Genomic DNA, 15002 nt, shown 5'->3' with positions numbered 1-15002 from the left:
AGACAATATTTTTGATTTTTGTGCAATACTTATGCAAGATTGTGGTTAAAAGATACGAGTTTAGTGCTTTCTAAGTTGTGGTATCTAATTGAAGTGTTGTTTACACAACAATACTTCGAAATTATTGTTGCTCTGCAAGAGTTCCAACTGATCCAGGTTTATGAGTTCCTGATGCAAGTTGGTTGAATAAATCTAAGTTTTTAGCATCATCGAGAAGCACAGATGAACCAACTCCTGGAACTTGATAGTCAGGATTCGTCCAATATACTGTTCCAGATATGCCTGACGGTCCAGTTGCTTCTTTGAATGCTTGAGCCATTTCCCATAATGTTCCTGGATTGGTTTTCTCATCAAAAATAACTGAAGCAAGTCCCGTTTCAGCAAGCTTTTTTACTTTTCCAAAATTCAATAAGGTATTGTGATCTAAAGCTTTTTTCATAATAGCTGCAATAACCATTCGTTGGCGTGCAGCTCGTCCAAAATCAGATTCTGGATCTGCGTATCGCATTCGCGAAAATGCTAACGCTGTATTCCCATCAACGTGATGGCATCCAGAAGTCCAATTTAACCCGCTAAACTTATCGCTTACTGTACGGTTGTAGCATAAATCAATGCCATCTATAGCGTTAACAACATTAGTAAGACCGCCAAAACGTATTTCTGCAACATGGTCAATGCGATGACCTGTAATTTTTTCTATTGCTGCTGTTAATGCTTTATTCCCAGCTGCTTGCGCAACGCTATTAATTTTTACTTGTTCGCCATTTAAAGAAACAAGAGAATCTCGAGGAATAGAAATTAGAGAGCTGTGACCATTGCTCGGCTTTGTCAATACAAGAATAGTATCTGTTCTAAATCCTGTTATCTCTTTAGCTTCTTCGCCTTCTCGTTGATCAGAGCCAAGAATAAGCCATGCTTTGCCTTGAGTGCTAGGAGTACTAGTAAGCCAAGTAGTGCGGTTAATTCTTGAGTCAACCCAGTTCCATGAATATACCCCAAAACCAGTTACACCTATTGCCAGAACAACAAAAAATGCAATAAATGCATGTAAAATTCTGTGCGGTTTGTGCGGTAGTATTTTTGCTGTACTTCCAACTGCTTTATTTATAGTTGTTGGAATACGCATTTGTGAAATAGAACTTGTGCGCGGTGCTGGTCTTGGTTGCAATTGCGATGTGTAAGAAACAGGTCTAGAAGAACATTGTTCTGGACTTTTTAAGATTCTTGTTCTTTGAGTTGTAGGCGCAAAAGAAGGCGCTTGTGATGGAAGCGCATTAGACTCTATTTTGCCTCTTTTTACGCGTTTTGGAGTGAAACTAGGAGGCACGTTTGAGTTAGATGAATCGTTATTATGAGAAGGAGTGAAGATAGGTGGGTTTATATTATCTTCAGAAGGGTCCTCATACAATCTCGAATTCATTCATCCTCCAAAATAAGCATGTATCTTCAATGACTATGAATACATAATATATAAATTTTATGTTCGTACATTATATATTCATAGATTACATCTTGCTTAAGTGTTTATTTTTTTCTAGGCACAGCGCAAAGTACATTGTTTGCATACTTGTCTGCAAAGCCAACGTATTGTCCTGTTTGTGGATTGTGAATAGTTCCATTTTCAGGATTTACAATTCCTCCAGTATTTGGATCAATAAGTTGTCCTTGAGAATTTTTTATTAATCCTGTTTTTGGATCAACACGTCCCATCTTCTTTGGATCTGTAGTTTTATTAAGCTTGTCGTTTTCGTTTATATTGCTATCGTCATCCGTATCTTCATTGTCTTGATTATTCGTATTCTTAGACGAATTATTGGCATTCTTTTTGTTAGTGCCGTTAGTTTTATGATTTAGCGATAGCGGTTTATTTTCACGCATCAAATCCCAAATATTGTTTGCTTCATCAGACCACACAACACGATTTGGATCATAAGGATCTGGAATAACAGGAGTAGTACGAGCATAAATATGTGAAGAATCTAATTTACGCATGCTTAATGCCAAACCGACCAAAGTGGTAGGATTTGCCAAGCCTTCACTTATATTCAATGCTCCCAACGATGCTTTTGCAAGCTGGTAAAGCTCACTTGTCTGAGTAAATAAGTTTTTAGACAGTGCTTGATGTAAAAGCTGTTTAATCAAGTATTGCTGTCTTGTTGTTCGCATTATGTCAGAGCCATCGCTTGCTGTATCGTGACGCATTCTAGCGTATTGAGTAGCAAGTCGACCATTAAGATGCTGCATTCCTTGTTTGAAATTCACGCCCGTATAGGCATCGCGAGTTGCTGTTGGGATGCACACAGATACTCCACCAACTGCATCAATCATATTGCTTAATCCACTGAAATCAGCGACTATAAAATGATGAATATTTAAACCAGTAAGTGAATTAACAGCTTTTAACGAGCATGATGCTGCTGAAGCTAAATCTCCACCTTGCGCATATCCTAAGGCGAAAATTGAATTAAACATCACATGTTTTCTTGCAGGAATATGTCCTTTTGTAGTGTCGCATGCTGGTGCGTTTACCATAGAATCTCGTGGAATAGAAACGATATTCATGTATGATCTATCTGCGCTAATTTGAACTACCATAGTAGTATCTGACTGATGATCACCAGTTTCGCCGTCATGGGTAAAGCTCTGATTATTCCCATCTCGAGAATCTTGACCTAAAACAAGAAAAGTTACTGGTTTGCCTGCGTTAATATCAAGTGTTTGATTAGCTTCTGGATCTTTAGATATAACGTTTATGACTCTGTTACTTACAGCAGAAGAAAAATCTAACCACACTGCAGCTATGATTGTTGAAAAGAATGTAAGTACTGAAATAACAAACATGCACAGTATCTTGCGCGTGCGGTTAATCATTCTATAACCAAGACTATGATGAGGAGTTGAGTTCCAATCTTCGCCTGGTTGGTACCGCATGCCTTCAGGATACCGTGAAGTTGTCATCGTACCTTCTTTCTCAATAATGAGTAACCTTTTAGGTTGTGGCAATATCATTTCTTTTGTCATCAAATAAATCAATATTCAATGGACACATATAGCGTGTAATTATAGCATGCTGCAGTGAGATTTATGACATCTGGTTGTGTTGAATATTATTTGATATTTTAAAGAAAATTTTAATAAGTTTACGCAAATATTCTAATTAAATTTATATGAAGCATACTGGTTAATATGAGCAAAAATAATTAATAAAATATGTATAAATTTATTTAGAATTACGACTTGTGTTTTGGCGGATACATACCCCCTGCGTAAACTGGTAAGTATGGATTCGATAACCGCTCATAATCTTACATTTGAAGACGAAGTTTTACAGGTGCTGTCATCTGCGAAAGATGCGCATCCTCATGATGTGGATTCGTCCATTATGGCAATGATGTGTGTGGAGCGAGATACTCGTTTTTATGCTGATACGTTACATGCAGTACTAAGTCAATCAATTCTTCCTGGAACTTTAGTAATAGTCGATTGTGCTAGTCGAGTAAAGCAGACTATGCAAACGAATTTACAAATAAAAATTAATTCATCTAAGCTTGCGGGAGCAATTAATACTAGGAAATCATTATTGCAGAATGCTAATAATATCGATTCCAATAATGCAATTGATAGCGATTCAAAATATAGACCAAATACTAATCGCGTAAATAATACTCGCGTAAACAATAGTGAAAATAAATCTGTACACATAATTATTATTCCCATTTCTTATGCTCATTCTTTTGGAGATGCAATAGAAAAATCTTTGCGCAAGATTTTGCCTTGTGCAGGAGTTTCTGCATTATGGCTTTTGCATGATGATTCTCGTCCTGCAGACTTCCATTGCTTAGAATATTTGCGTGAAACTTGGCGCAATACTCCGACTGCATCAGTATTGGGAGCTAAACAAGTTGATTGGCAAGGAAATATCTTGCACAACGTTGGAATGTATGCTTGGCGTCACGGTGTTCATACTCTTACTGTTGACGGCGAGCCAGATCAAGAACAGTATGATGGGCGTGGAGATGTGTATGCAGTATCGCTAGCAGGTGCTTTAGTCACATTAACTGCATGGCAGACTTTACGCGGTACGCAACAATGGATGACAACTTTTGGCGAATCAAGAGATTTTTGTCGTAGAGTATGTCTATCTGGAGGTCGTGTTGTTGTAGTTCCTTCAGCTCGTATCGCACACAGGCGTGCAAGGTTAGAAGGTATCCGTACTCGTAACGGTGATGCTAGAAATCATAATAATTCAGGATCTAAGTATGGTGTAGCAGCTTCTCTCGTAGCTAAGCAGCGTTACAAATACACTGATATTAGTATTTTTTTGTGGCCTCTTATATGGATTCTTAGTTTGCCTGCTTGTTTCGTTGGCGCTTTGCATTCGCTGTTTGCTAAACATCCTTATATAGCGTGGATTCGTCTGCTTTTGCCATGGCTTGCTATTATGCAATTACCTAGAGCAGTTTTTGCTCGCAGAAGGGTTGCAAGGAATACTCGTGTTCCATTAAAACGACTTGTTCCTCTTATCGCAGATCGTCATCAAGTTGCACGTTGGCGTGATCGTAGTTCTGCTTTCCAAGCTCAACAGCATTTCGTGCTGTTGAGTCCTCTAGCGAAGCGGCATTTGCATATTCGAGTGTTGCGTAGGTGGAGTGCTGTTATTCTTGCGTCTCTTCTTCTTTTTGCAGTCATATTGAATTTATATGGCTCTCCATGGCGTGAAATTTTAAGTGGCGCTTCTTGGAATGCACAGCAATGGTTACCAACGGGTGCAGATTTCAATCAACTATGGAATTCTGCTATTGGTGCATGGGTTCCTGATGATGGTTTTGGACCTGCAATTCCTCCAGCACCATGGCTAAGTATTTGGGCAATCGCATCAATTGTGGTTGGTGCTAACCCGTTATTGGCTGTCACATTAATGTTCTTCTTAGCTGCTCCAGCTATGTGTTTAAGTTTTTGGGCTCTTGCTGGCGTATTTACGCGCTCGGATACTGTGCGTGTATGCGCTGGTATTTGCTGGACTATGATTGCTATTGCTTTTGGTTTGTTTGCACGCGGTGATTTGCCAATGTTAATGACTATGGCATTTTTGCCTGCAGCATTTGCTTTTGCGTTCCATGCTGTTGGAATGTACGTAACAGAAGATCCTGTGCGTCCTGTTAAATCCACTCAATGTGCAGCATGCGCAGCATTATGCTTTATGGTTCCAGTAGCTGCAGAACCGCAGCTTGTTTTGCCTCTTATTGTTATTTTTATTGCGTCGTTTATTATGGTGCGCTCTCATCGTATTATGTTCGCGCTTATGCCTATACCATCGATAATTGTTTTGCTTCCTACAATAGGAAGTGCTATTAGATATGGCGAATCTGGAATGTGGCGTCAATTGTTCTCTAGTATGGCTTTGCCATTGAGAAGTGTGCAAGGTGCTCCACGCGTAAGCGATTACGCTGATGTTTTGTTGCACGCTTTTAATATGGCTTCTCCTAATGTTGAAATTAATATGCCATTGATGAGCTTAAGAACAATAATAATGGTAATTTTTGCAATTCTAGCTGTTGTTATGGCTGTTACGTCATTAACTTTGCCTTTTGCTTTGCGAGTTTCTCGAATGATGTGGGTTGTGATTATTTCCGGAATGCTGTTATCTCTTATTGCCGCTCGTGTTGTAGTTGCATCCGATATTTCAGGACCTGTTGCTGCAAGCGTTTTGCCTGGAGTCGCATTATCTACTGTCGGCATTTTATCTTGTATGTGCATGGTTGCCGGTCAAGCTGTTCGACGCTTTGAGCCACTACGTACTTCGAAGGAATCTGAGTCTCAAATTTTTGATAACTATAAAACTCGTGCAAGTAGACGTGCTGCAATGCGTCGTTCTGCGGCACAATTGTTGCAGCGCATAATTCGCATAGCACGCGCTGTTCTTGCAAGTAGCATGTTGACTATGGCGGTTCTTTTGGGTCTTTTTGCTGTATTGAGCGGACCTGCTACATCTATTTGCGCAAATAACAATGAGCTCCCTATGGTTGTTTCTGATTATTTGCGAAAAGACGATACTCGGCGAATACTTGCTTTAAGAGCTCAAAGTAGCCATGATTTGTCAATCTCTATTATGCGAACATCTAAGGGAGATGCAATAGACGAATCTCCAGCACTTCGTGTTAGACAAGTAATGTTTGGTGATTCATCAAGCAATAAAGCAATATATCGTGCCTCAGCACAATTGTTATCTCATGCAGATAATGGCGCAATTTCAACGTTAAAGCAACTTGGAATTGGCGGTATTTATATTGTTAATAGTTCAGAAAATAAGCAGGTTTCCCATAAAACTTCTATGTCAATACAACAATTGTTACATCCTTCTGTGCAAACAGTGAGTAATGTTAACAAAGAAGCTACTGAACAATTAATTGCACACGTTAACGCTTCTGACGGTACACAATTGGTTGTTTCATCACCGCAAGGAACTTATTGCAGATTTGATGGTGTGCCTGATTCTAAGTCGTTGTCTTCTACATCTCCGTATTATCGATCTAGGCCTCTTGCGTGGAGAGTTCCTTGGATTATTGTTTCTTCTATGGTATTACTGCTGTACTGTATTGTTGCCGTGCCTCGATTTGGCAGACATGCAATGATAGAACGTTCAGATGACAGGCATGAGGAGGAATTAGATGAACTGGCATAAAAATCCTCATGAGGGCTCTAAGCATGGTGAAGTAAATGCGGATGTAGATATTAATCGCAAGAACAAAATAGTCAGTATTGTCTCACTTGCTATTTTTAGTGCAATAATACTTATTGCTTCTGCATGTGTTGTTGCATTATGCTTACCAATGTCTCACTTTGTAGACAATCCTAATACTCCATCTAGTGGCGTTATAAGTAGTGTTGGTTCTACTCGTTTGCAAACTATTTGTCCTATTCGATTGTCTCTTCCAGATTTGACTCAATATGGTGATAGCGAATATAACGAATCAGAAGGCGATTTACAATCTTCTGCTCGTTATGGTGCTTTTGGAGATGTGTATAGTTCTAGCTTGCGTAACATACGAGATAACAATGATCAATCTATTACGTTGAATTCAAAATCAACTGATGATGATACGTCAGCTTTTATTGCTAACAATAATGTAAATCATGACGCTCAAGTTCTAGAAGGACATTTGTCACGAGTTGGATCTGGCACTGGAATATCTGCTTCCATGGTTTCATGGGCTACTAAAGGTGACGTAAAAGGTTTATCTGCAACTACCTGTTCAATGCCGTCTATGAAACAGACATTCCTAGTTCCAGAATCTGCTGATGGAATTTCTATTCGTTTAGAAGCGTTTAATGCTGCTTCAAAATCCACTGTTGTTCGTGTTAGAGCTTGGTCTGCTGAGCATGGCAGCAATCAGTTAAATCTTTCTACAGGAAGTGCTTCTACTGTTCCTGCTCGTTCTCATGCATATTTTGATCTTGCTGCTGCCTCTCCTAAGACTTCTGGATTATACGTGCAAGTTGAAAGCGAGCAGACACCTATAGCATCATTTGTAAAAGTCGTTCATATGAGTGGCTTATCTGTAAAAGGTGTAGATATTGTTCATGAATTAAGCACTCAATCTAATACAAATATTCTTTCAGGTATTAGTGAAGGCGATCAATCTAAGTTATATGTATGGCCAAATAAAGATGGTAATGTAACGCTTTCATGGATGAATGATACAGGTTCTAAAGAAGTAAAGAATTTGACGTTAAAAGCACACCATTTGCAAGTTGTCGATCTTGGAAAAGTTCCGGAGCATGCTAATGCTTTGAGCGTAAGTGGAGATGTTCCTACTCAAGTAATGATGTCCATTACTAAAGATGGCAAAGATAATCAATCAGATGTAGCTTTTATTACACCATCTAACGTACAAGGTAGTGGCGCAATTGTATCGCCTGTTTCTGCTAATGAAACAGCTCTATACCTTTCTTCTTCAAGTGATAAAGATACTGCTGTGCGTTTGCAAGGATTTGATTTAAATGGTGTATTAGCTGCTACAAAAAACGTAACGATTCCTGCGAATGCATCTTTAAGAATTCCTGTTTCAGAAATTTCGCACGATGCAGTTATGTTTATTGCGAAATCGCATAGCAAAGTTGCTTTGTCTGCCCGTATTCATAAAGATGAAATCGATAAGGCTGGTATAGCAGGTATTTCTTGGCTTTCTGCGCAATCTTTGGAACCGCAAGAAATGAAGGTATACGTTAAAACTGACAATCATATTGTGCAATAATACGAATAAAAATATTGCTATAAGCGACTATAAATTAATTAAAATACTTAATAATTTTAATTAATTTAAAAATTGTTTACAAACCCCAATCTGGATCAATTTCTTCTGGTCTGCGACCGTATAGTTCTGCTAAGCATTGCACAAGCTCATCTCTGATAGCATATTGAAGTTCACTTCTGCTGCTTACATGAGTGCATAGCGGAAGCCTATACAATACAATTCTAGATTGCATACCACGGCTAGCTGGAAAAGCTTGCGAAAGTATTCTGCGGTTTTGCTCCCATAACAGTGGTTGCGAAGGCGGCACATCTTCTACCGCGAATTGAACGTCTTTAGTTAATGCTTGCCAAGCACTGTTAAGGCGTCTAATTTGAGCTGCTACCATGGCATCAAACATTCCGCTAGCAGTTCTATATTGTGGAAGTCGAGTACCAAATATTGGTGCCCTAAGACCTCTACCATGCCTATTTCTATAGTGACGTTCTTCCCAAATTAGACCTGTCATGCTTCCACTTTACGAGAAGGCTAGGGCAATAATATGTAAATAATTAATATGCGGTGTGTGAAATACGCTCACACTATAGAATACTGTATATATGGTTTTAAAAGTCAGGAGGATTTGTAATGCTCAAACCAATAGTGCATGATTGGAATGAGTTTAATCTTGACTTGAGCATTGCTAAATCGTCTCTTATTGCTTTTGATTTAGATAACACACTGGCATGTTCTAAAAAACCTATGCTTAAATCGATGGCTGAATCATTAAGTAAGCTGATTGATATAATTCCTGTTGCTGTAATAACAGGTGGCTGCTTAGAGTTAGTTAAGAAGCAAATTTTAAATATGCTAACTATTGGCACTAATCTTAAAAATATTCACATAATGCCCACTAATGGAACTAGTTATTATCGTGTGAATAATGACATGTCATTGCAATCTGTTTATGAACATACTATCGATTTTAAGCAAGCGCAATGCGTTATTGATGCAATACACAAGTGTGCAAAAAATATAGGCGTTTGGAAAGAACCCGGCGATCCAATGCTGTGGGGAGAACAGATAGAGAACCGCGGTAGTCAAATTACTTTTTCGGCACTAGGACAACTAGCTCCTATTGAATATAAAAAAACTTGGGATCCTAGCGGTTGTTTGAAAGCTCAACTTGCACAAAGCATTTCTCAAGCTTTACCTAATTTTGCTGTACGCGCTGGAGGAGATACTAGCATCGATATATACAGGCGCGGTGACGATAAAGCTCAAGCTTTGCGAATGCTGTCTCAATATTGTGATGTTAATATTGAAAAAATTACTTTTATTGGCGATCGTATGTATCCTGGAGGAAACGATTATCCTACTGCCTTTACAGGAGCTTTAATTATTAAAGTAAGTAATCCTTCGGATACTTTAGAGCTTTGTAATAAGGTACTTAATATTTTAGAAATATAGAATTTTATTAATTTTTCATTTTAAGATACCTTTTATCCACAATAACATTTTTTATTTGCATAGCCAATAAGCTATCGCATATGCTGTCATTATGGTTGGGAGACGCAAGGTTATAAACCACCAAAACAAAAAGAAGTATAGAAGCGTGACATCTCATGGGGGATTAGCATGTCACGCATCTGTACCTTGTGGTGTATGTGAAAACAAGGATGTTGATTTTATAAATTGGCGTTTTGCTAGTTGGAAGAATGTAGCGATTGCTTTATTTAATTTATTTTTGCCTCGCGCATGTGCAGGCTGTGATACTCCAGATTATATATTGTGTGAAAACTGCAAGAAAGCGTTGCAATGCTGGAAACGTGCACCATTTGCCAGAACAGTATGTGGATATCGCTACGCGTGTGGTTCGTATTCTACGGTTGTTCGCCGCTCAATATTATTGTGGAAGGATCATTTCGATATTGCATGTGACAAAATATTTGGTGAACTTATTGGCGATTTAGTAGTAGAAGTTATATCTAAATTTTTGCGCTCGCATTCTTGTTATATAAGTGAAAAACCTATATTTGTTATACCAGTCCCGTCGTCTAAGCATTCATCAAGGCATCGTGGACGTAAGCATATGTTGCCTGTTGCAAATTGTGTTGCTAAACGATTGTGTAATAGTGGCATTAGAGCATACGTTTTAGATATTGTAAGTATGGATGCTAGAATTACTGCGAAATCAGTGCAAACTTCCGGTTTTCGCGGAAGGTCTAACAGAATTTCTAAGGCGTTTAGCATCGATTTTAAAGAATTGAGAAAGCAAAAGTTTGAAAATCAACGCGAGTACAAAGCTATTGTATTGGATGATATTGTAACTACTGGCTCAACTATGAATAGCTGCGTTTCAACTTTACAGAATAGTGGAATTACTGTTTTAGCATGCTTTTCTTTAGCATGTGTATGCAATAAGGATAATCGTACAGCAAATTACAAATGTTAGTTTGCTATTGTATTGCTATAGTTTAGCGGAAGCGCAATTTCAAAGTTCGGACCGCGTTTATCGTCTACTACTTTTACAGTTCCATGGTGCAATTGTGCAGCCCAACGAGCAATTGATAATCCTAATCCTGTTCCTCCTGATTCTGTGCCAATTCGCTGATTTCCTTTAACAAATCTTCTGAAAATATCGGCGCGATCTTCTTGAGGAATTTGTTCTCCGAAATTCACAACATTGCATATTACAGAGTTTTGGCTGTGATTAATATGAGCACTTATAAGAACACGAGTTCCATCGTCTGAATGTTTTAGAGCGTTAGAAATAATATTAGTAAAAAGTTGCGAAAGGCGAGCTTGATCTCCTGTTAATTCAATCTCATCATTAATTTGAACTTCAATATTATGATTATGACCTGAATCAGCTATTTCTAGTGGTTCGATAATTTCGTCAATAAAGTCTGTGAAATTAAATGAAGTTATATTAAGGCTTTCCGCGCCTGCTTCAACTCTAGATAAATCAAGAAGGAAAGTAATAAGATCAGCAAGTCTATGAGTTTGGTTTAATATAGCTTCCATATTAGATGGAGTAGGATCAACAACTCCGTCTGCAAGATTTTCAAGCATCGCTTGTAAAGCAGAAACAGGAGTGCGCAGTTCGTGACTTACGTTTGCTATAAGCTCTCTACGCATTTGATCTGCATGTTCAAGTTCTTCTGCCATTTCATTAAATGCAAGAGTTAATTTACCTACTTCGTCACGACGATTTTCTACAGCAACTCGCACAGAATAGTCGCCGTCAGCCATAGCTTCTGCAGCATTTTTCATTTGACGAAGTGGTGCTGTAAGTCCTCTAGAAAAAATGTATGTAATTCCCAGAGCAACAATAAGTGTTAATGGCATTGCAATCCAGCCATTTAGACCAGTTTTAAGTAAAAACCATGCCATTACGAAAGCAATTGCTGTTGCAAAAACAATAATTGCCGAAAGTTCAATTTTTAGAGATGAAAAAAATCCGACAGGTCGATTTGGATAATTATGCTTTACAGAAGAATTCGTAAATCGCATTTTTGACTTATTTTTAAGTTGAGCATTTGAGTTTTTATTTAATAAATTACGTTGTTTAGTATTTTTATATTGCTCAGAATTAGCATTATCTATTTTATTTTCTAATACCATTTACGAATTTTCCGAAGCTAAAGTGTTGTAATTATTTACTATTTATGAAAGTAATAATTATTTATGAAACTTGTGATTGCAGAACTTTGTCGTAATCACTAATAGGTGGCTCGAATGCGTATCCTATTCCGTGTACAGTACGAATCCATTCCGATCCAATTTTATGTCTCAAAGACTTAATGTGTGAATCTACTGTGCGAGTTCCAGAAGCATCCGGCCAATCCCACACCTCTTCAAGTAACTTTTCACGCTTAAATACAGTATGAGGATGACGAGCTAGAGTAGCGAGCAAGTCAAACTCAGTTGGTGTAAAATGTACCTCTTTGTCGTTTAAAGTTACAAGTCTTTGACGAGGTCTAATAATAAGTGACCCAAAATTAATTGTGCGTTCATGTTCCATTGTCTTTGCTATTTGCGATGCGCGTTCTACGCGTCTCAGCAATGCTGCGCAACGAGCAATTAACTCACGTGGCGAAAATGGTTTAGTCATGTAATCATCTGCGCCTGCGCTTAAGCCAACAATTTTATCGGCTTCTGCGTCGCGTGCTGTTAACATGAGGATAGGAACAGGCATTTTGGAGATAATTCGTCGAGTTGCTTCAATCCCATCCATAATAGGAAGCATAATATCCATAATTATGAGATCAGGTTTTAGTTGTTCGGCAGCTCTAACAGCAGACGCTCCATCTGTAGCGACTCTTGCTCTCCAGCCTTGTGCAGTAATGCGTTGTGCAATTGCTGTAGCAAGATCTGGCTCATCCTCAACAACGAGAATTGTACGAGCATTTACGCTAGCTGATGGAGCGTTTAGCATATTTTAAAAAGACCTTTCAGTGTTGTACTGGCTTCAAGAATACCGCACCTAACGCTGGAACAGTGATTCTTGCAGAGTATGGTCGAGAATGATACTCTGCAGCAGTAGCAGTGAATGTGCCGTTGTGAATATTAGATCCGCAATACTTTGCATCATCAGTTGTGAGTATCTCTTCCCACTGTCCGTCTTTTGGTAACGCAACCTGATAGTCTTGCCAAGCTTGACCTGAGAAGTTTACTACTACAACGATTTCTTCTCCGTCGTCGCCAATACGCATGTAGCTTAAAGTATTGTGATCGGAATCGTCGCTTGTAAGCCACTGGAAACCATCAGGAGTAAAGTCTTGACTCCAGAATGCGCGAGAGCTCTTATACAGAGTATTCAAATCTGCAACAAGCTTTTGCACACCTTGATGGAACGGCCATTGCAGCTCATTCCAGTTAAGAGAAGTATTGAAGTTCCATTCGCTGGACTGTCCAATTTCTCCACCCATGAACAGAAGGTTCTTGCCTGGATGAGACCACTGGTATGCAAGCAATGCGCGTAATCCTGCGAACTGTTGCCATTCGTCTCCTGGCATCTTTCCAAGTAACGAACCCTTACCGTACACAACTTCATCGTGGCTTAATGGCAACACATAATGCTCAGAGTATGCATAAACCATTGAGAATGTAATTTCGTTATGATGCCAACGACGATTAATTGGCTCCTCTTTAAGGTATTGCAAAGTGTCGTGCATCCAGCCCATATTCCACTTCAAGCCGAATCCTAAGCCGCCCATATCGGTTGGTGCAGTTACGCCTTGATAAGCAGTGGATTCCTCAGCAATCATCATGATGCCAGGATTATTCTTGTATGCAGTTGCGTTTGCTTCCTTAATGAAGTCAATTGCTTCAAGATTTTCGCGTCCGCCGTAGATATTTGGTCTCCACTGTCCTGCTTCACGGCTGTAATCCAAGTAAAGCATTGAGGATACTGCATCAACGCGCAACGCGTCAACATGGTATTCATCAAGCCAGAAGCAAGCATTAGCAACCAAGAAGTTACGAACTTCATGACGACCAAAGTTGAAGATGTAAGTACCCCAATCAGGATGCTCGCCTCGCATAGGATCAGGATCTTCATATAATGCTGTGCCATCAAAACGACCGAGTGCAAAGTCATCCTTAGGGAAGTGAGCTGGAACCCAATCCATAATGACACCAATGCCTGCTTTGTGGAGTTTATCTACCAAGTACTTAAAGTCATCAGGGGAGCCAAGGCGAGAATCTACTGCATAATAACCCGTTACTTGATATCCCCAAGATCCAGAGAATGGATATTGTGTCAACGGCATAAACTCGACGTGAGTAAAGCCTTCTCTTTGCACATAATCAACTAAATGATCAGCAAGTTCGCGATAATTACCCAAATCGCGATTCCAGCTGTTAGCTTGTACTTCGTAAATGCTTATTGGACCATTGTGGGCATCTGTTTTTGCGCGCTCATCCATCCAATCAGTATCGTGCCACTTAAACTCAGAATCAACAACAACAGATCCTGTGTTTGGTGGAACTTCATGAGAGCGCTCCATTGGATCGGCTTTCATAATCCAATTGCCAGATTGTGTAAGAATTTCGTACTTATATACTTCTCCTGCTGTAACTCCTGGAATAAAAAGTTCCCAAATGCCAGAAGAGCCGAGTGAGCGCATAGCGTGGCGACGACCATTCCAGTAATTAAAGTTACCAACTACGCGTACTGCACGAGCATTTGGTGCCCACACTGAGAAAGCAGTACCAGTAACTTTCTTTACCATCTTTCCAGTTTCAGGAGATATAAGTCCCCATGAATCTGTTATCGTTTTGACGTGTGCGCCTAATGCTTCCCAAAGACGCTCATGACGACCTTCTCCAAATAAGTACATGTCAAGTTCGCCAACTTGAGGCAAATAACGGTAAGGATCATCATCTGTGGACTCAGAACCGTCTATTTCCACAGTGTAAACGCGATAACTAGGAACAGACCAAGACTTTGTTTTTGTATGCTTTACTGCAGGAATAACAGCTGTAAAGATGCCGTTATATTCGTGTTTAGCTTCGTATTCACCGTTCTTAGTAAGAATAACAACTTTCTTTGCCATAGGGCGCAATACGCGGACGGTTACAGTGTCGGCACCTTTGCCAGTTCCAAGGTGACCTCCAAGAACCTCATGTGGATTGTAATATTCTGCATTGCTCACCGCAGCTAATACATCCTGTCGGACTGGAACTGCGACTGCATCTTCATTGATGTTAGTAACTGTACTCATGCTGACTATCATACATGCTTTATTGCTGTAAGTCGCGTGT

General features: G+C 39.3%; 10 protein-coding genes. 4 read left to right on the top strand and 6 right to left on the bottom strand.

What is annotated here, in order from left to right:
* Positions 1 to 121: 121 nt before the first annotated feature.
* Together HXT48_RS04170 and HXT48_RS04165 are read right to left on the bottom strand one after the other, a co-directional pair.
* Positions 122 to 1420: an LCP family protein gene (locus HXT48_RS04170; RefSeq protein ID WP_012914040.1), complete on the bottom strand. Its 1299-nt coding sequence runs from the start codon at positions 1418 to 1420 to the stop codon at positions 122 to 124.
* Positions 1421 to 1524: 104 nt separating this feature from the next.
* A complete protein-coding gene (locus HXT48_RS04165) occupies positions 1525 to 2958 on the bottom strand; it encodes an LCP family protein (protein WP_033888681.1) in 1434 nt (477 codons plus the stop codon).
* Positions 2959 to 3280: 322 nt separating this feature from the next.
* Here HXT48_RS04165 and HXT48_RS04160 point away from each other — a divergent pair, with 322 nt between their 5' ends.
* Together HXT48_RS04160 and HXT48_RS04155 are read left to right on the top strand one after the other, a co-directional pair.
* Positions 3281 to 6682: a glycosyltransferase family 2 protein gene (locus tag HXT48_RS04160; protein ID WP_076002781.1), complete on the top strand. Its 3402-nt coding sequence runs from the start codon at positions 3281 to 3283 to the stop codon at positions 6680 to 6682.
* Positions 6669 to 8255, top strand: a complete 1587-nt coding sequence (locus HXT48_RS04155; RefSeq protein WP_012914043.1) for a DUF5719 family protein — start codon at positions 6669 to 6671, stop codon at positions 8253 to 8255. Before HXT48_RS04160 ends, HXT48_RS04155 begins: the two co-directional genes overlap by 14 nt.
* A 76-nt stretch (positions 8256 to 8331) precedes the next feature.
* Here HXT48_RS04155 and HXT48_RS04150 read toward each other — a convergent pair whose 3' ends face one another.
* Positions 8332 to 8760, bottom strand: coding sequence for a metallopeptidase family protein (locus HXT48_RS04150; RefSeq protein WP_012914044.1), 429 nt, complete (start codon positions 8758 to 8760; stop codon positions 8332 to 8334).
* Positions 8761 to 8879: 119 nt separating this feature from the next.
* On the opposite strand from HXT48_RS04150, the gene HXT48_RS04145 reads away from it, so the two are divergent.
* Both HXT48_RS04145 and HXT48_RS04140 read left to right on the top strand, forming a co-directional pair.
* The gene (locus HXT48_RS04145; protein ID WP_012914045.1) at positions 8880 to 9701 is read left to right on the top strand and encodes an HAD-IIB family hydrolase; all 822 of its coding nucleotides are present in this window, start codon (positions 8880 to 8882) and stop codon (positions 9699 to 9701) included.
* A 91-nt stretch (positions 9702 to 9792) separates the two neighbouring features.
* A complete protein-coding gene (locus HXT48_RS04140) occupies positions 9793 to 10686 on the top strand; it encodes a ComF family protein (RefSeq protein WP_102155267.1) in 894 nt (297 codons plus the stop codon).
* Here the strand turns inward: HXT48_RS04140 and HXT48_RS04135 are convergent.
* The 3 genes from HXT48_RS04135 to glgB all read right to left on the bottom strand — a co-directional run bounded on the left by HXT48_RS04135 (position 10683) and on the right by glgB (position 14962).
* Positions 10683 to 11858 (bottom strand): sensor histidine kinase, encoded by a 1176-nt coding sequence (locus HXT48_RS04135; protein WP_004110763.1) that lies wholly within the window; start codon positions 11856 to 11858, stop codon positions 10683 to 10685. The two genes, HXT48_RS04140 and HXT48_RS04135, sit on opposite strands and share 4 nt — an antisense overlap.
* A 61-nt stretch (positions 11859 to 11919) precedes the next feature.
* Positions 11920 to 12672, bottom strand: a complete 753-nt coding sequence (locus HXT48_RS04130; protein ID WP_004110759.1) for a response regulator transcription factor — start codon at positions 12670 to 12672, stop codon at positions 11920 to 11922.
* A 16-nt stretch (positions 12673 to 12688) separates the two neighbouring features.
* Complete coding sequence (gene glgB / locus HXT48_RS04125; protein ID WP_041160487.1) at positions 12689 to 14962, bottom strand: 1,4-alpha-glucan branching protein GlgB; 2274 nt, start codon at positions 14960 to 14962, stop codon at positions 12689 to 12691.
* Positions 14963 to 15002: the final 40 nt, after the last annotated feature.

Origin of the sequence: Gardnerella sp. KA00127 (assembly GCF_049244125.1) — a bacterium.
GTDB classification, from domain to species: domain Bacteria; phylum Actinomycetota; class Actinomycetes; order Actinomycetales; family Bifidobacteriaceae; genus Bifidobacterium; species Bifidobacterium swidsinskii.
The sequence above is the reverse complement of the archived record's forward strand: the minus strand, read 5'-3'. Positions and strand labels throughout refer to the sequence as shown.